Raw genomic sequence first — 16,869 nt, forward strand, 5'->3', positions numbered from 1 at the left:
GGCCGGCACGCCGCCCCGGCGCCCGCCGCCGCCCCGGCCGAGCAGCTCGCGCTGCGCGGCCGGACCGAGAAGATGTCCCGGATGCGGCAGACGATCGCCCGCCGCATGGTGGAGTCGCTGCAGGTGTCCGCGCAGCTCACCACGGTGGTCGAGGTGGACATCACCAAGATCGCGCGGCTGCGCGAGCAGGCGAGGGCCGACTTCGCGGCACGCGAGGGCGTCAAGCTGTCGTTCATGCCGTTCTTCGCGATGGCGGCGGTCGAGGCGCTCAAGGCGCACCCGAAGCTGAACGCGGTCATCAACAGCGAGACCAACGAGGTCACCTACCACGACGTCGAGAACCTCGGCATCGCGGTGGACGTGCCCGAGCGCGGCCTGATGGTCCCGGTCGTGCACAACGCGGGCCAGCTGAACCTCGGCGGCCTCGCGCAGCGGATCGCCGACCTCGCCGAGCGCACCCGCACCAACAAGGTGAGCCCGGACGAGCTGGCCGGCGGCACGTTCACGCTGACCAACACCGGCAGCCGGGGCGCGCTGTTCGACACGCCGATCCTCAACCAGCCGCAGGTCGGCATGCTCGGCACCGGCGCCGTGGTGAAGCGTCCCGCCGTCATCGACGACCCGGAGCTGGGTGAGGTCATCGCGGTCCGGTCGATGGTCTACCTGGCGCTGACCTACGACCACCGGCTGATCGACGGCGCGGACGCCGCCCGTTTCCTCGCCACGGTCAAGCACCGCCTGGAGGAGGGCAATTTCGAGGCCGACCTCGGTCTTTGATCCCGGCCCGTTCCGGGCCCTGCGACCCCGCCGCGCCGTACGGCCGGCGGGGTTCCGCGCATCCGGGGAAACCCGGGAGTGCGCTGAGAATCTCAGCGTCCGGTGGCGCCGTCCGCCTAGGGTGGAGAGATGAGGGTCACCGTCACGGGCTCGTCGGGCCTCATCGGCTCGGCGCTGGTGCAGTCATTGCGGGAGGACGGCCACGACGTCGTCCGGCTGGTCCGGCGGGAGCCGGCGCGGCCGGACGAGGCGCGCTGGTCACCGGCGGACGGATGCGTCGACAGGGAGGCGCTGAGCGCGGACGCCATCGTCCACCTGGCGGGCGCCGGAGTCGGCGACCGGCCGTGGACGAAGGCGTACAAGCAGAAGATCAGGGACAGCCGGATCACCGGCACCCGGACGATCGCGGAGGCGATCGCGGCGGCGCACCCGCGGCCCCGCGTCCTGGTCTGCGGGTCGGCGATCGGCTACTACGGCGACACCGGCGGGCGCGAGGTCGACGAGCGGTCCCCCGCCGGGCGGGGTTTCCTCGCCGGGGTCGTCCGCGACTGGGAGGCCGCCGCCGCGCCCGCGCGGGAGGCGGGCGTCCGCGTCGCCTTCCCCCGCACCGGCGTCGTGCTGGCGCGCGAGGGCGGAATCCTGGGGCGGACGCTCCCGCTGTTCAAGCTCGGCCTGGGCGGCACGCTGGGCGGCGGCGGGCAGTGGACGAGCTGGATCTCCCTCGCCGACCAGGTCGCGGCGCTGCGGTTCCTCATCGACCACGACCTCGACGGGCCGGTCAACCTGACCGCCCCGAACCCGGTGACGAACGCGGAGTACACCAGGGCGCTCGGCCGGGCCCTGCACCGCCCGGTGCGGCTGGCGGTGCCGCGGTTCGCGCTGCGGGCGGCGCTGGGCGAGTTCGCCGGGGAGGGTCCGCTGGTCAGCCAGCGGGTGCTGCCGCGGCGGCTGGCCGGGGCCGGGTTCCGGTTCGCGCACGAGACCGTGGACGAGGCTCTCGCCGCCGTTCTGTGAATCCCCCGTCCTGGGAATCCCAAGACTCGTCAAAGACCCGGCCCCGATGGGTGACCATACGGTGACATTGAGACGGCTTGCCCCAAGAGCCCAAGAGGAGGGTGAATGAGCACTGACGGACAGCCGCACGTCCTCGCGATCGGCGGCGGCACGTTCCTGCCGGACGGCCGCGACGGGATCATCCCGAGCCCGCTGCTGCGCTACGCGTTCGACCTGACCGGGCAGGACCGGCCGCGGGTCTGCTTCCTGACGACGGCGGTCGGCGACGGCGCCGAGTACGTCTCCCGCCTCTACTCCGCGTTCTCCTCGCTGGACGCCGAGGTCGGCCACCTCGCGCTGTTCCCGATGCCGAACGTCTCCGACATCCGGGCGCACCTGCTCACCCAGGACCTCATCTACGTGTCGGGCGGCAGCGTCGCGAACCTGCTCGCGCTGTGGCGGCTGCACGGGCTCGACGAGATCATGCGGGAGGCGTGGCAGGAGGGCATCGTGCTGTCCGGGCAGAGCGCCGGCGCGCTGTGCTGGCACGTCGGCGGCACCACCGACTCCTTCGGGCCGCAGCTCACCCCGATGCTCGACGGCCTCGGCCTGCTGCCGTACTCGTGCGGCGTGCACTACGACAGCGAACCGCAGCGCCGCCCGCTGCTGCAGCAGCTCGTCGGGGAGGGGACGCTGCCGGGCGGGTACGCGGCCGACGAGTCCGTGGGGCTGCACTACGTCGGCACCGAGTTCGTCCAGGCCGTCTCGTACCGGCAGGAGGCGGGCGCCTACCGCGTCGAACCGGACGGGCCGGGGAGCGCGAAGGAGACCCGGCTGGAACCGCGCCTGCTCGCCGACCTCTGACGCGCCCCCGCCCGCGCGAGGCATAAGCTGGCCGGGTGAGCGATGTGGACGTACGCGAGCTGGTGGTGGTGCACGCGGGGTTCGGCGCGGCGGCCGTCCCCTACGAGGACGGGTGGGAGCTGCAGAAACGCACCCACGCGCTGCGCGTGGACGACGCGATCCCCGACACCGTCCTGCTGCTGGAGCACCTGCCGGTCTACACGGCGGGCAAGCGGACCGGGGCGCTCGACCGGCCGTTCGGCGACCCGGGCGCCCCGATCATCGACGTGGACCGCGGCGGCAAGATCACCTGGCATGGGCCGGGGCAACTCACCGGCTACCCGATCGTCCGGCTGCCCGACCCGAAGGACGTCGTGGGGTATGTGCGGCTGCTGGAGCAGATGATGATGGACGTCTGCGCCGACCTCGGACTGAAGACCGTCACGGTGGAGGGACGCAGCGGGCTGTGGGTGCCCGGCGCCCCCGACCGCAAGATCGGCTCCATCGGCATCCGGGTGGCGCGGGGCGTGGCGATGCACGGCTTCATGCTCAACTGCGACAACGACATGGGCTGGTTCGACAAGATCGTCCCCTGCGGCATCCGGGACGTCGGGTCGACCAACCTCAGCCGTGAACTCGGCCGGAGCGTCACCGTCGCCGAGATCGTCCCGCTGGTCGAACGGCACCTGGCGGCGGCGCTCGGTGCGGCGGAGACGCTCCACCGCACCACGGCCCAGCTCGGCGTCTGACCACGGCGCATCCCTCCGGGGGCACGCCCCCGGAGGCTCAGGCCATGACCTTGTAGATGGCCTGCCCGTCCCCGGCGGCGGCCTTGAAGAACTCGGTCAGCCCCTCGTAGGCGGGCTTGAGGACCCTGTCGCGGGCGGCGGCGTCCAGCCTGCCCGCGTCCTGCACGCCGGCCCTGCCCATCGCCGCCGGGTCATAGCGTCCGGCGACCTCGCCGAACGGGGTCGCGACCAGGTGGTCGGCGGTGGGCTTGACCCGGTCGGGTGCGAGGTAGATCACATCCATGCCGAGTTCGTCCGTGCCGTCCTCGGTGAGCAGCCGCCCGCCGCACACGACGTCCGCCTCGGGCTGCCGCCCGTCCCACGGGTCGCCGGTGACGAGGTAGTGCACGGCCTGCCACGCCCAACCGAGTTCGAACAGTCCCGGTGCGCCGCGGCGGCGCCAGTCGGCGGCACCGAAGACGTGGCGGGCGATGCGGCCGGGATCCGACTCTCCCTCCAGCACCGGCGGCACCCTGAGGTACGACATTGCCAGCCCCACTGCGGTCCTCCTGCTAACGCTGTTGCGTGACGACAGGGAGTCACCCTAGAGAGATCCGCTGGTGAACATGGCCGAAACACGCGAATCTGCCAGCGGGAACGGGGTACTGTCATAAGTTCGAGATCCCTCCGATACGGCTTTGAGGCCCCACCGGACGGCCCCCGGCCGGTGTGCCGTCACCGGAGAGCGGGACGTAGTCTGGGACGCGTGACGACGGTGACACCCGAGGGGCGCAAGCTCCTGCGTATCGAGGCGCGCAACAGCCAGACCCCGATCGAGCGCAAGCCCGAGTGGATCAAGACGCGGCTGAAAATGGGCCCGCAGTACCGCGAGCTCAGCGGACTGGTGAAATCCGAGGGCCTGCACACGGTGTGCCAGGAGGCCGGCTGCCCCAACATCTACGAATGCTGGGAGGACCGGGAGGCCACGTTCCTGATCGGCGGCGACCAGTGCACCCGGCGCTGCGACTTCTGCCAGATCGACACCGGCCGGCCGCAGGCGCTGGACCGGGACGAGCCGCGCCGCGTCGCCGAGTCCGTCACGGCGATGGGCCTGAAGTACGCGACCGTCACCGGCGTCGCCCGCGACGACCTGGAGGACGGCGGCGCCTGGCTGTACGCCGAGACCGTCCGGCAGATCCACGCGGCGGTCCCCGGCTGCGGCGTGGAGCTGCTCATCCCCGACTTCAACAACGTGCCGGAGCGGCTCGCCGAGGTGTTCTCGGCCCGGCCGGAGGTGCTGGCGCACAACGTGGAGACCGTCCCGCGGATCTTCAAGCGGATCCGGCCCGGGTTCCGGTACGAGCGGTCGCTGGAGGTCCTCACCAAGGCCCGTGAGGACGGTCTCGTCACCAAGTCGAACCTGATCCTCGGCATGGGCGAGACGCGCGAGGAGGTCTCGCAGGCGCTGCGCGACCTGCACGAGGCCGGCTGCGAGCTGGTCACGATCACCCAGTACCTGCGGCCGACCCCCCGCCACCACCCGGTCGAGCGGTGGGTGAAGCCGGAGGAGTTCGTGGAGCTGGCGGCGGAGGCGGAGGAGATCGGCTTCGCGGGCGTCATGTCCGGGCCGCTCGTCCGGTCCAGCTACCGCGCCGGGCGCCTCTACAAGCAGGCCGTCGAAGCGCGCTCCTGACGGGGCGGGGGTTGTCGGGTCACGGGGGTGACCCGTCTATCCTTGAGGCCATGTCGAAAAAGCCCACGGACGGGGCCCAGGAGCGTCCGGGCCGTTTCAAGCAGATCCGCATGGTCGCCCAGGTGCTGCGCCAAGCCGACCCGAAGGCCCTGCCGATCGTGTTCGCCTCGGCGATCGGCACCCTGGTCGTCGTCATCCTCATCGGGCTGATCGTCGGCCAGCTGTGGTTCTTCGTGCCGCTGGCCGTCCTGGCCGCGCTCGCCGTCGGCCTGATCGTCTTCGGGCAGCTGGCGCAGCGCGCGCAGTACAAGGTGATCGCGGGGCAGCCGGGCGCGGCCGCCGCGATCCTGAAGAACATGCGCGGCAACTGGACGGTCACCGAGGCCGTCAGCGGGAACCGCAACCTCGACATGGTGCACCGGGCGGTGGGCCGTCCCGGGGTGGTGCTGGTGTCGGAGGGCCCCCGCAACCGCGTCGGCCAGCTTCTCGGCGCCGAGAAGAAGCGCATCTCCCGCGCCGCGCAGCAGGTGCCGATCTATGACGTGCAGGTCGGCACCGACGAGGGCCAGATCCCGGTCGACAAGCTGCAGCGCCACCTGATGAAGCTGCCCCGCAACCTGACCAAGGGGCAGGTTGCGGAACTGAACGACCGGCTGCAGGCGCTCCCCCGGTCGATGCAGATGCCGAAGGGCCCGATCCCGAAGGGCGCGAAGATGCCGAAGGGCCCGAAGCCGAAGATGCGCTGACGCGACTGCGCTGACACGACATGGGAAAAGCGCCCCCGCGGGGGCGCTTTCTCGTTTCTCCGGCTAGACGTTGACGACGACCGTGTTGCCGGCGCGGTCGTGCATGCCCCGGTAGTCGCGGTCCCAGAACAGCGCGGGCAGGACGAGGAGGAGCAGCGCCGTCCTGGCCAGGGCCCAGCCGAGGCCGACGGGCCGTCCGTCCAGCCGCATGACCCGGATACCGCACAGCCGCTTGCCGATCGTCATGCCGAGGAACGCGGTGAGGATCCACGCCTGGACACCGAAGATGACCAGCGTCCACAGGCTGCGCTCGGCCTGCTCCCAGCCGAACTGGCGCGTGAGCAGGCTCGCCACCAGCATCGACAGGCCCCAGTCGACGAACAGCGCGACGAGCCGCCGGCCGTAGGACGCGACGGCGCCGCTGCCGCCGCCGGGCAGGCCGAGCCGCTCACCGGGACGGCCGAGGTCGGCGCCCGCGGCGCCCGCCCCGCTCAGCCACGTCTGCGTCCACCGCGGCCGGGCCGCCTCCTGCCGCCCTTTGCCACTGCTCATGGCCTCTACGCTATCCCGTCCTTTCGGTGACCCCGACGGGCCTCCCCGTGCCGGGCGTGACGCGTAACACGGCGGAAACATATGAGACACGACCGGGAAACGGTGCCGCCATAGCTTTCAGGAAGCCGAGAAGCGCTCAGAGGAGGCCGGATGTTCAGCAACGCCGAAGACGTCCTGAGCTACATCAGCAACGAGGGTGTGCAATTCGTCGACTGCCGGTTCGTTGACCTGCCCGGCAAGATGCAGCACTTCACGTTCCCGGTGGAGAGCTTCGGCGAGAGCGTCTTCACCGACGGGCTGATGTTCGACGGCTCGTCCGTCCGCGGCTTCCAGGAGATCCACGAGTCGGACATGCTCCTGCTCCCCGACCCGGGCACCGCCGTCGTGGACCCGTTCCGGCAGCACAAGACCCTGAACCTGAACTTCTTCGTCCACGACCCGCTGACGGGCGAGCCCTACAGCCGCGACCCGCGCAACGTGGCGAAGAAGGCGCAGGACTACCTGCGCGGCACCGGCATCGCCGACACCTGCTACTTCGGCCCGGAGGCCGAGTTCTACATCTTCGACGACGTCCGCTTCGAAACGAAGCCGAACGCCGGCTACTACTACCTCGACTCGGTCGAGGGCGCCTGGAACACCGGCCGCGAGGAGCCCGGCGGCAACCTCGGCGCCAAGCCCCCCTACAAGGGCGGCTACTTCCCCGTCCCGCCGATGGACCACTACACCGACCTGCGCTCGGAGATGGTCGCGCAGCTCCTGGCCGCCGGCGTCCACGTCGAGATGCAGCACCACGAGGTCGGCACCGCCGGCCAGGCCGAGATCGACTTCCGCTTCGACACCCTCCTGAAGACCGCCGACCAGCTCCAGCTCTACAAGTACATCGTCAAGAACGTCGCACGCGCCGCCGGCAAGACCGTCACGTTCATGCCGAAGCCGATCTTCGGCGACAACGGCTCCGGCATGCACTGCCACCAGTCCCTCTGGAAGGACGGCGCGCCCCTGTTCTACGACGAGGTCGGCTACGCGGGCCTGTCGGACAACGCCCGCTACTACATCGGCGGCCTGCTGAGGCACGCCCCGTCCCTGCTGGCCTTCACCAACCCCACCGTCAACAGCTACCACCGCCTCGTCCCGGGCTTCGAGGCCCCGGTCAACCTGGTCTACTCCCAGCGCAACCGCTCGGCCTGCATCCGCATCCCGATCACCGGCTCGAACCCGAAGGCCAAGCGCGTCGAGTTCCGCGTCCCGGACCCGTCCTGCAACCCGTACCTGGCCTTCTCCGCGATGCTGATGGCCGGCCTGGACGGCATCCGCAACAAGATCGAGCCCCCCGAGCCGATCGACAAGGACCTTTACGAGCTCCCGCCCGAGGAGGCCCGCGCCATCCCCCAGGTCCCCGGCTCCCTGCCCGAGGTCCTCGCGGCCCTGGAGTCCGACCACGACTACCTCCTTGAGGGCGGCGTCTTCACCCCCGACCTCATCGAGACCTGGATCGCCATGAAGAACGAGTTCGAGCTCGACCCCATCCGCCTCCGCCCCCACCCCCACGAATTCGAGCTCTACTACGACATCTAGGCCGAGGACCCACTCCTACACCGCCCGGCTCCTGTTACCCGCAGGACGCATTGGGCATCGCGGGCATGCCCATGACCTTGACCGCCCCCTACGCCACCTGAGGACGGCCCGCACCCGATCTCGCCACCGTGGCCGGGGCGCCGGGGCGGGCGCGGGGAGCCGCGCGGCGATCTCCGCGCACGCCCCGGCCGGGTCGTGGCACGGTGCGAGCGGGACGCCGGTCGAGGAGATGAACCACGGCACGCCGCCCACGCCCGCCTTCACCCGGATGCGCTCCCCGACCACCGGCGCGTCGGGCGCGAAGATCCGCAGCCGGGGAGGCGTTTCCGCGTAGCGCCGCGTCGTGTGCCGGCCGTCCGCGGTCAGGGCCTCGCTCAGCCGGTCGAGGAAGTACGGTGCGTTCATCCGGTGCGCCAGACGATCGCGCCGGTGGCCTCGTCCAGCCACGCCTCACCGACCGTGCGCAGGTCGACGTACCGGGGGGTGCCGTCCGGCGCGAGCGCGACCCGCCGCACCTTCCCCCGGCCCCGCGCCTCCAAGTCCCGCAGCGCCCGGTGCACGTTCCGGATCGCGCGGTCCTTGTCATCGGTCACCCCGCCCTGCCCGGCATCGGACGCGCGGACGTCCCACGCGTACAACTCTGGTGGCTCTTTCCTGCACGGCATGCGCAACGCGCCCTCCTGACTCGTGTTCGTCACGTGACGGAGAGCATGCGCTCCGTCACGCAGAGGAGGAGGCGCAGTACGCGACCGTAGGTGGAGGGGTGCGGTTCGCGCCCCTCGGCGCGGGACGCGGAGTGCCGCTAGACGGGGAGGCCGAGGAGGCGCGCGAAGGTGCGGGCGCGGCGGTCGATCATGGGGCCGCCGTGGTCCACGGCGTCCGAGGCCATCTGCCGTGCCTCGGGCGAGTAGTGCACCGAGTCGTTGCACACCGGGTAGGCGCGTTCCAGCCAGTCCAGCGCGGCGGAGTGGTCGCGCTGCCGGTGGTAGGTGCGGGCCGTCTCCACCATGAGGCGGGCACGGCGTTCACGGCTCGGGATCGTGTCCGGGTCGATGTGGCGCGCCTCGTCGCGCGCGGCCGTGGACTTGGACAGATCAGCACGGACGGACACCGCATGTACCGCCATGTTGGACGCGCCGAACTGCGTCCACGGGTGGTGGTAGCCCGGAGGGAGCCGCTCCACGATCGCCTGGGCCTCGTCGAGGTGGCGGAGCGCGTCGCCCTCCCGGCCGTCCCGGGCGCTGGACGTGGCCGCATGGAGGTGCAGTGCGCCGTACATGGCCTGGAGTTCCACGGGGCCGTCTTCAAGGCGGGGCCGCAGAAGGTCGGCCGCCTCACCGGTGAGTTGCAGCGCGCCGTCCACGTCGCCCATGGACCGGTGAACGATCGCCAGCGTCCACGCGGCCCCGGCCAGCGGGATCGGCCGGTCCGCGGCGTGGGCGGCGGTCACGCCGCGGTCGGCGACCACCCAGATGAGTTCGGGTTCGGCCGCCCAGACGAGTTCGTGCTGGACGAGCGCGTAGACATCGGCCAGGACCGCGTTCGCGGTCCGGCGTTCCTCGCCTGCGGTGACCCTGGCCGCGATACGGGCGTCCCGGAGGAGGGAGGGGAGGATCCGCCCGACGTCGGTCCGGTGGGTGGGCGAGCCGTGCCAGAGCCGCCATGCCTGCGAGGTGCGGGCCGCCAGCGCCGGGACATCGGCACGCGTGTCCGCGACGGCGAGCAGCGGTTCCCGGACGGCGTCGCGGATCGCCGGGATCGCGGCGTGCGGGATGCGGGAGAACGAGGCGAGCGGTATGGACGCCGCATCGCCGATGTTCATGTCGGTTCCCGCGAGCAGCGCGACGTCCCCCACGCCGAGCGCCTCGGCCAGCCTGACCAGGGTGGGCAGGCGGGGCGGGAGGCGGCGGCCGTTCTCGATGCCCTTGAGCCAGGACGCGGATCTCCCGATAAGCCCGGCCAGCGTCGGCCGTGTCAGGCCGCGGCGCTCGCGAATGAGCTGAATGCGCTCGCCGGTCCTCTTCCCCGCCAGATCATCGAACATCGTCGCCTCCGCCGTCCGCCGCTTCCAGGCTAGGCGTGGGCGCCGTGGATTTCCCGGAGAACGGCCGGATGGGGGCCTGGCATGATGTGCGGGGATTTCGGGTGAGGAGCGGGATGGCGTACGAGGCCGGGGACGTCCTGCGGGACGGGCATTCGCTGCTGGGGGCCGCGCGTGAGCTGCTGGCCGACCATCGGCGCGCCCTCGCCGACGTGCACCGGGCGCTCGCGCCCTTGCGCGAGGGGGCGGCGCGGGAGCAGCTCGCGTCGATTCCCCTCGCCCGGTTGAAGGACGTCACGGACGGGCGGCTGCGCCTCGGGCCGCTTGAGGAGGCGGGGTTCACCAGCGTTGCGGACGTCCTCGCCGCGACCCCGTACCGGCTTCAACTCCTGCCGGGGATCGGGCCGCAGACCGCGCAGCAGTTGCACGCGGCGGCGGGGAGCCTGGCGGAGGCGGCGGAACGGTCGGCGGGTATCCGGATCGACGCCGACCGGCGGGACGAGGCGCTGACGCCGCTGGTCGTGGCGCTGCACCGGCTGGTCGACGCCGGGCCGGAGCTGGCGCGCGCCCGCGCCGCCGCCGAGGAGGTGGAGGAGCGGATCGGGCCGCTGGTCCACGACGCGCGCCCGGCGGGGTCGTGGTGGCGGCGGGTCCTCGCGCGGCCGGCGAAGCGGGAGCGGGCCCGGCAGGCGGTCGGCGAGCTGGCGGAGGCCCTGCGCCGGGCACGGGGCACCGGGCTGCTGATCTCGCAGGCGTCGGTGGATCTGCTGCGCCCGCACGTCTCGCCGGACGAGGCGTGGATCGACTTCGAGCTGCGGGCGTCGGACTACCAGACCCTCCTCGCCGAGCTGGCCGCGCTGGAGCCCGAGCAGGACGCCGCCGAAGGCTTCCTCCCGGGTGATCTGGCGGCACGCGTCAAGGCGCAGCCGCTCGACGACACGTTCCGGCGGGTGTCGCTGCGCGGTTACCAGTCGTTCGGGGCGCGGTTCGCGCTCGCCCAGCGGCGGGTGGTCCTCGGCGACGAGATGGGGCTGGGGAAGACGATCCAGGCGATCGCCGCGATCGCCCATCTGCGGGCCGAGGGCGCGACGCACTTCCTGGTGGCGTGCCCGGCGAGCGTGCTGATCAACTGGGTCCGGGAGATCGAGACGCGCAGTTCGATCGCCGCGCATCCGCTGCACGGCGGCGGACGGGCGGCGGCGCAGCGCAGCTGGATCGCGGAGGGCGGCATCGCGGTGACGACGCTGGCGACGCTCCACAGCCTCGACGTCCCGGACGGCCTCGGCCTCGGCATGTTCGTCGTGGACGAGGCCCACTACGCCAAGAACCACGAGACGCGGCGGGCGCGGGCCGTCGCCGCGTGGTGCGGGCGGACGGAACACGTCCTCTTCCTCACCGGCACCCCGATGGAGAACCGGGTGGAGGAGTTCCGCAGCCTGGTCGCCCACCTGCGTCCCGAGACGGCCGAGCGGATCCGCCCGGGGGACGCGGCGATGGGCGCGCGGGCGTTCCGGTCGGCGGTCGCGCCGGTCTACCTGCGGCGCAACCAGCAGGACGTGCTCGTCGAGCTGCCCGAGGTCGTGCACGTGGACGAGTGGGAGGAGTTCAGCGCGGCGGACGAGGCCGCCTACCGGGCCGCGGTGATCGAGGGCAACTTCATGGCGATGCGCCGCGCCGCGTACGCCGTCCCGGACGGGTCGGCCAAGCTCGGCCGGCTGCGGGAACTGGTCCAGGAGGCCGCCGAGAACGAGCTGAAGGTCGTGGTGTTCTCCTACTTCCGGGACGTGCTGGCCGCCGTCCGCGACGCCCTCGGCCCGCACGCGCGCGGGCCGATCTCGGGCGGCACTCCGGTGCCGCGCCGCCAGGAGATCGTGGACGCGTTCACCCGCGAGCGCGGGCACGCCGTCCTGCTGGCGCAGATCCAGGCGGGCGGGGTCGGGCTGAACCTGCAGGCCGCCTCGGTGGTGATCATCTGCGAGCCGCAGGTGAAGCCGACCATGGAGACGCAGGCGGTCGCCCGCGCGCACCGGATGGGGCAGGTGCGGACCGTGCAGGTGCACCGGCTGCTGACTCCCGGCACGGTGGACGAGCGGATGCTGGAGATCCTCCAGGTCAAGACCAGGCTGTTCGACGAGTACGCGCGGCGCAGCGATCTGGCGGAGCGGACCCCGGACGCGGTCGACATCTCCCAGCAGGAGCTCGCGCGGCAGATCGTCGCGGAGGAGCGGGAGCGGCTGGGCGCGTCCTGAAACAGGGGAAGAACAGCCGGGACGCCCGTGTTGACGTGGCGAAGATCAGACGATCGGAAGGGGATGTCATGGCCGAGGTCAGGGTGGAGCGCACCGAGGACGGGTTCCAGGCCGTCAACGCGCGGGGCGCGCGGGTCGCGATCGGCGACGGGGACACCGAGGGCGTCTTCACACCGGTCGAGCTGCTGCTGGCGGCGCTCGGCGGCTGCGAGCTGGTCACCGTGGAGCCGCTGACGGCCAAACGCGGGCACCGGATGGCGCGGCTCGCCGCGACCGTCCAGGCGGACAAGATCGCGACGAGCATGCTGGGCACGATCACGATCACCTACGATGTCGAACTCCCCGCGGGGGATGACAAGGCCGAGGACGTGCTGAAGGCCGTCGCCGGGCGCGTGCACGCGAAGTACTGCACGGTCGGCAGCGCGTTGCGCGAACCGATGAAGGTCGAGCAGGTCGTCCCGTAACGGAAACGTGCCCGTCCCCCGGAAAGGAAGATCACTCTGGCGTCCCCGGGGCCCTCCCCCGAAAGTCCGGATGCCCCCTCAGGGTCGTACTACTCAAGACTGAGATGAAGACCGTCCGGCGTGGTGATCTCATCCAGGGGGCCGTGGGGCAAAGATAGGTATCATGGCTCAACCAGCCCCCCCAGCAGTCCGCAGAGGCCACGGGGTCGCGAGAATGCGGCACCGGGCGCTCGCCGCGCCACCGGTGTGGCGTGAGCTCCTGCTGGTCGTGCTCTTCTACACCGGATATACGCTCACGCGCGTCGTCCTGGTCCAGGACGGGACGGCCCCGGCGTTCGCCCACGCCCACGAGATCATGCGCCTGGAACGTTATCTGGGGCTGGACGTCGAGCTGCACCTGAACCAGACGCTGCTGGCCGTGCCGTGGCTGGCGCGGGCCGCCAACATCTTCTACGCCACGATGCACTTCATCGTGACGCTCGGCGTCGTCGTCTGGCTGTACCGCTACCGGCCGCAGCACTACCGGTGGCTCCGCACGTCCATCATGTTCGCCACCGGGGTGGCGCTGCTCGGGTTCTGGCTGTATCCGCTGGCGCCGCCGCGGTTCCTGCACACCGCGGGCTTCGTCGACCCGGTGACCGCGCTGCACTCGCTCGGCCTGTACGCCAGCGACGCGTCCGGGAGCCTGACCAACCAGTACGCGGCGATGCCGTCGATGCACGCCGGCTGGGCGCTGTGGTGCGGGCTCATCCTGGTCAGGCTGACGACGCAGAAGTGGATCAAGGTCCTGGGCGTGCTCTACCCGGCGACGACCGTGTTCGTGATCCTGTCCACCGCCAACCACTACGTGCTGGACGCGGTGGCCGGGATGGCGCTGATCAGCGGCGCCCTCTGGGTGTCCTGGTTCCTCTACCTGCGGTGCCCCGTGCCGCTCATCCTCGCGCGGGCCCAGATCACGCACCGGCTGGCGCAGCGCACCGGGCGGTCCGCGGGCGGCTCCAGGGCGGGTTCCGCCGCCTGCCGCACGGGCCGCTCCTGACCGGCCTACCGCACCGGGAGTAGCTACTTCCCCGGGAGTACACGGCGGCTCAGTCTGAGCCGTAGAACACGCGGTCGACGACGGCCCGCGCGCGGCGGGTGTGGCGGCGGTGGTCCTCCAGCAGGTCCCCCGGCCCCGGATAGCCGAGGACGCGGGCGACGGCGCTGCGCTCCCGGTGATGATCGGTCGGCAGCAGGTCGGACGCGCGGCCCCGCACCAGCGTGATCGCCCCCCGGATGCGGGTGGCCAGGCACCACGCCCGCGCGAGGACGTCGGCGTCGGCGGCGTCCAGCAGCCGGGCCCGGACGGCCGCGTCCAGCGCGTCCAGGGTGCGGGTCGTGCGCAGCCCCGGCACCTCGTGGGCGTGCTGAAGCTGGAGGAGCTGCGCGACCCACTCGACGTCCGCGAGGCCGCCCGGCCCGAGCTTGGTGTGCAGCCGCCGCTCGGCGCCGCGCGGCAGCCGCTCGGACTCCATCCGCGCCTTCAGCCGGCGGATCTGCCGGACGGCGTCGTCGTCGATGCCGTCCTCCGGCCAGCGGACCGGGTCGATCAGCGCGCGGAACCGCTCGCGCAGCCCCTCGTCCCCGACCAGCGGGTCGGCGCGCAGCAGCGCCTGCGCCTCCCAGGGCTCCGACCAGCGGGCGTAGTAGGCGGCGTAGGACGCCAGCGTCCGCACCAGCGGCCCCTGCCGGCCCTCCGGGCGCAGGTCCGGGTCGACCACGAGCGGCGGGTCGGGGGCGGGCAGCGCGAGGAGGCGGCGCAGCTCCTCGGCGACCGCGTGGGCGGCGCGTCCGGCCGCGCCCTCGTCCGCGCCGGGCAGCGGCTCGTGCACGAACATCACGTCGGCGTCGCTGCCGTAGCCGAGTTCGTGGCCGCCGAACCGGCCCATCGCGACGACGGCCAGCCGGGTCGGCAGCGGCTCCCCCGACCGCATCTCGATCTTGGTCGCGGCGGCCTGCAGGGCGGCCTCGATCGTGACGGTCGCGATGCCGGTGAGGGCCTCCCCGACCGTCCGGACGCCGGCCAGGCCGAGCAGGTCGGCGGCGGCGACCCGGAACAGCTCGCGGCGGCGCAGCGCGCGCAGCACGCCGACCGCCTCCTCGGCCGGGCGGCTCCCCTCGGCGTGCCGCCGGACGGTGGCCAGCGCCTCCGCGCGCAGCGCCGCGCCCGCACGCGGGGTCAGGTCACCGTCGCCGCCGAGCAGCGCGACCGCCTCGGGGGCGCGCAGCAGCAGGTCGGTGGCGTACCGGCTGGACCCGAGCACCCACGCCATGCGCTCGGCGACGCCCACCTCGTCGCGCAGCAGCCGCAGATACCAGGGCGTGGTGCCGAGCGCCTCGCTGACCTGCCGGAACCCGAGCAGGCCCGCGTCGGGGGTGGGCGCGTCGGCGAACCAGCCGAGCATCACCGGCAGCAGCGTCCGCTGGATCGCGGCGCGCCGCGACACGCCCGCGGTCAGCGCCTCGATGTGCCGCAGCGCGCCCGCCGGGTCGGCGTAGCCGAGCGCCTCCAGCCGGGTGCGGGCCGCCTGCGGGGTGAGCCTCGCCTCCTCCCCCGGCAGCCGCGCCACGGCCCGCAGCAGCGGCCGGTAGAACAGCTTCTCGTGGATGCGGCGGACCTCGCGGGCGTGCCGCCGCCACAGCGCGGTGAACTCCCCGACCGGGTCGGTGCGCAGCCCGAGGGCGCGGCCGAGGCGGCGCAGGCCGTCCTCGTCGGCCGGGACGAGATGGGTCCGGCGCAGCCGGTGCAGCTGGACGAGATGCTCCACCCGCCGCAGGAACCGGTACGCCGAGGCCAGCGCCGCCGCGTCGTCGCGTCCGACATAGCCGCCCCGCGACAGGTCGGCCAGGGCGTCCAGCGTGGTCGGGCTGCGGAGCGTCTCGTCGGCGCGGCCGTGCACGAGCTGGAGCAGCTGCACCGAGAACTCGACGTCCCGCAGCCCGCCGGGGCCGAGTTTGAGCTGCCGCTCGGAGTCGGCGGTGCGCCGCCCCAGGTCGGCCTCGACACGGCGCCGCATGGCCTGGACGTCCTCGACGAAGCTCTCCCCCTCGGCCGCCTTCCACACGATCGGGGTGATCGTGTCGAGGTAGCGGGCGCCGAGATCGGCGTCCCCGGCGACGGGGCGGGCCTTCAGCAGCGCCTGGAACTCCCACGTCTCGGCCCACCGCTCGTAGTAGGCGCGGTGGCTGGCGAGGGTCCGCACGAGCGGCCCCGCCCTGCCCTCGGGACGCAGCGCCGCGTCCACCTCCCAGAGCGCGCCCTCCTCGGTGCCGGCCGAGCACGCCCGCATCGTCGCCGACGCCAGCCGGGTCGCGGTGCGCAGCGCGGCGGCCTCGTCCCGGCCCTCGCGCGCCTCGGCCACGAAGACCACGTCGACGTCGCTGACGTAGTTCAGCTCGCGGCCCCCGCACTTGCCCATGCCGATCACGGCGAGCCGGCAGGTGTCGTGCCCGGGGACGCCGGCGCGGGCGATCGCGAGCCCGGCTTCGAGCGCGGCGGCGGCGAGGTCGGCCAGTTCGGCGGCGACCTCGGCGACGTCCGCGACGCCGATGAGGTCGCGTCCGGCCAGGGCGAGCAGACGCCGGCGGTAGGCGACCCGGAGGGCGGCGAGGGCGTCGCCGGCGGAGGCGACGGGCTCCCCGGCGGACGGGTCGGCGCCCACGGCGGCCAGCAGGTCGTCCCGGGGGCTCCCGGCCGGCGCGCCCGGGCCGTCGCGCAGTACCCGCCAGTGGCCGGGGTGCCGGGCCAGATGGTCGCCGAGCGCGGCGCTCACCCCGAGGACGGTGGTGACCCGCTCCCGCGTCCCCGGCTCGTCGGCGAGCGCCGCGCGCAGCCCGTCATCGGCGGACTCCAGCAGGCGCAGCAGCCCGTCCAGCGCGAGGTCGGGATCGGCGGTGCCGCCGAGGGCGTCGAGCAGGTCGTCGCCGGGCCGGGAGCCGGCGGCGCGCTCGGCGGCGCGCAGCAGCCGCTCCGCGCGGGGCACGTCGGTGAAGCCGAGCCGTGCCAGGCGCCCGGCGAGGGAGGAACGGCGTTCGGGAGTCCGCGACTCGGTCACAGGACCAACCGTAATCCGGCGGCCCGCTCAGAGCACCGCCAGCAGCCGCCTGCGCTCGAACTCGGTCACCTGCCGCCGGTACTCCTCCCACTCCTGCCGCTTGTTGCGCAGGAA

General features: G+C 72.9%; 15 protein-coding genes. 10 read left to right on the forward strand and 5 right to left on the reverse strand.

Features of this window, described 5'->3' with window-relative positions; translation table 11 throughout:
• From AF1_RS27855 to lipB, 4 genes are all read left to right on the forward strand, one after another.
• On the forward strand, positions 1–777 hold a 777-nt coding region (locus tag AF1_RS27855; RefSeq protein ID WP_174548901.1), incomplete at its 5' end, for a 2-oxo acid dehydrogenase subunit E2.
• A gap of 129 nt (positions 778–906) precedes the next feature.
• Positions 907–1,791, forward strand: coding sequence for a TIGR01777 family oxidoreductase (locus tag AF1_RS27860; protein WP_067805742.1), 885 nt, complete (start codon positions 907–909; stop codon positions 1,789–1,791).
• 105 nt (positions 1,792–1,896) lie between these two features.
• Positions 1,897–2,634, forward strand: coding sequence for a Type 1 glutamine amidotransferase-like domain-containing protein (locus AF1_RS27865; protein WP_067805745.1), 738 nt, complete (start codon positions 1,897–1,899; stop codon positions 2,632–2,634).
• A 35-nt stretch (positions 2,635–2,669) separates the two neighbouring features.
• Positions 2,670–3,362, forward strand: a complete 693-nt coding sequence (gene lipB / locus AF1_RS27870) for a lipoyl(octanoyl) transferase LipB (RefSeq protein WP_242608867.1) — start codon at positions 2,670–2,672, stop codon at positions 3,360–3,362.
• 37 nt (positions 3,363–3,399) lie between these two features.
• Here lipB and AF1_RS27875 read toward each other — a convergent pair whose 3' ends face one another.
• Positions 3,400–3,900, reverse strand: coding sequence for a DUF1877 family protein (locus tag AF1_RS27875; protein ID WP_067805750.1), 501 nt, complete (start codon positions 3,898–3,900; stop codon positions 3,400–3,402).
• Between the two features lie 207 nt (positions 3,901–4,107).
• On the opposite strand from AF1_RS27875, the gene lipA reads away from it, so the two are divergent.
• On the forward strand, positions 4,108–5,034 hold the full coding sequence (gene lipA / locus AF1_RS27880; RefSeq protein WP_067805754.1) for a lipoyl synthase: 927 nt from the start codon (positions 4,108–4,110) through the stop codon (positions 5,032–5,034).
• A 50-nt stretch (positions 5,035–5,084) separates the two neighbouring features.
• On the forward strand, positions 5,085–5,780 hold the full coding sequence (locus AF1_RS27885; RefSeq protein ID WP_067805757.1) for a DUF4191 domain-containing protein: 696 nt from the start codon (positions 5,085–5,087) through the stop codon (positions 5,778–5,780).
• Positions 5,781–5,843: 63 nt separating this feature from the next.
• Here AF1_RS27885 and AF1_RS27890 read toward each other — a convergent pair whose 3' ends face one another.
• Entirely contained in the window at positions 5,844–6,332 is a 489-nt protein-coding gene (locus AF1_RS27890; protein WP_067805760.1) for an RDD family protein, read from the reverse strand.
• Between the two features lie 150 nt (positions 6,333–6,482).
• Here AF1_RS27890 and glnA point away from each other — a divergent pair, with 150 nt between their 5' ends.
• Positions 6,483–7,907, forward strand: a complete 1,425-nt coding sequence (gene glnA / locus AF1_RS27895; RefSeq protein ID WP_067805763.1) for a type I glutamate--ammonia ligase — start codon at positions 6,483–6,485, stop codon at positions 7,905–7,907.
• A gap of 401 nt (positions 7,908–8,308) precedes the next feature.
• Here the strand turns inward: glnA and AF1_RS27900 are convergent, their stop codons facing one another.
• Entirely contained in the window at positions 8,309–8,605 is a 297-nt protein-coding gene (locus AF1_RS27900) for a hypothetical protein (protein WP_131732712.1), read from the reverse strand.
• A 104-nt stretch (positions 8,606–8,709) separates the two neighbouring features.
• Positions 8,710–9,951, reverse strand: coding sequence for a helix-turn-helix domain-containing protein (locus tag AF1_RS27905; RefSeq protein ID WP_067805767.1), 1,242 nt, complete (start codon positions 9,949–9,951; stop codon positions 8,710–8,712).
• Between the two features lie 113 nt (positions 9,952–10,064).
• Between AF1_RS27905 and AF1_RS27910 the strand changes: the two genes are divergently transcribed.
• The 3 genes from AF1_RS27910 to AF1_RS27920 all read left to right on the forward strand — a co-directional run bounded on the left by AF1_RS27910 (position 10,065) and on the right by AF1_RS27920 (position 13,700).
• On the forward strand, positions 10,065–12,197 hold the full coding sequence (locus tag AF1_RS27910) for a DEAD/DEAH box helicase (protein ID WP_067805770.1): 2,133 nt from the start codon (positions 10,065–10,067) through the stop codon (positions 12,195–12,197).
• 68 nt (positions 12,198–12,265) lie between these two features.
• Complete coding sequence (locus tag AF1_RS27915; RefSeq protein WP_067805773.1) at positions 12,266–12,661, forward strand: OsmC family protein; 396 nt, start codon at positions 12,266–12,268, stop codon at positions 12,659–12,661.
• Positions 12,662–12,875: 214 nt separating this feature from the next.
• The gene (locus AF1_RS27920) at positions 12,876–13,700 is read left to right on the forward strand and encodes a phosphatase PAP2 family protein (protein WP_242608868.1); all 825 of its coding nucleotides are present in this window, start codon (positions 12,876–12,878) and stop codon (positions 13,698–13,700) included.
• A 49-nt stretch (positions 13,701–13,749) separates the two neighbouring features.
• Here AF1_RS27920 and AF1_RS27925 read toward each other — a convergent pair whose 3' ends face one another.
• Positions 13,750–16,755 carry a bifunctional [glutamine synthetase] adenylyltransferase/[glutamine synthetase]-adenylyl-L-tyrosine phosphorylase gene (locus AF1_RS27925; protein WP_067805776.1) on the reverse strand — a complete coding sequence of 1,002 codons (3,006 nt, stop codon included), beginning with the start codon at positions 16,753–16,755 and terminating at the stop codon, positions 13,750–13,752.
• Positions 16,756–16,869 lie beyond the last annotated feature (114 nt).

The sequence above is a fragment of the Actinomadura formosensis NBRC 14204 genome, from assembly GCF_001552155.1.
GTDB classification, from domain to species: domain Bacteria; phylum Actinomycetota; class Actinomycetes; order Streptosporangiales; family Streptosporangiaceae; genus Spirillospora; species Spirillospora formosensis.

What these genes read in the sequence shown, in the direction of transcription:
- AF1_RS27860 (WP_067805742.1), top strand. Translation starts at nt 907, where the DNA reads ATGAGGGTCACCGTCACGGGCTCGTCGGGCCTCATCGGCTCGGCGCTG.
- AF1_RS27865 (WP_067805745.1), top strand. Translation starts at nt 1,897, where the DNA reads ATGAGCACTGACGGACAGCCGCACGTCCTCGCGATCGGCGGCGGCACG.
- AF1_RS27885 (WP_067805757.1), top strand. Translation starts at nt 5,085, where the DNA reads ATGTCGAAAAAGCCCACGGACGGGGCCCAGGAGCGTCCGGGCCGTTTC.
- AF1_RS27890 (WP_067805760.1), bottom strand. Translation starts at nt 6,332, where the DNA reads ATGAGCAGTGGCAAAGGGCGGCAGGAGGCGGCCCGGCCGCGGTGGACG.
- glnA (WP_067805763.1), top strand. Translation starts at nt 6,483, where the DNA reads ATGTTCAGCAACGCCGAAGACGTCCTGAGCTACATCAGCAACGAGGGT.
- AF1_RS27905 (WP_067805767.1), bottom strand. Translation starts at nt 9,951, where the DNA reads ATGTTCGATGATCTGGCGGGGAAGAGGACCGGCGAGCGCATTCAGCTC.
- AF1_RS27910 (WP_067805770.1), top strand. Translation starts at nt 10,065, where the DNA reads ATGGCGTACGAGGCCGGGGACGTCCTGCGGGACGGGCATTCGCTGCTG.
- AF1_RS27915 (WP_067805773.1), top strand. Translation starts at nt 12,266, where the DNA reads ATGGCCGAGGTCAGGGTGGAGCGCACCGAGGACGGGTTCCAGGCCGTC.
- AF1_RS27920 (WP_242608868.1), top strand. Translation starts at nt 12,876, where the DNA reads ATGCGGCACCGGGCGCTCGCCGCGCCACCGGTGTGGCGTGAGCTCCTG.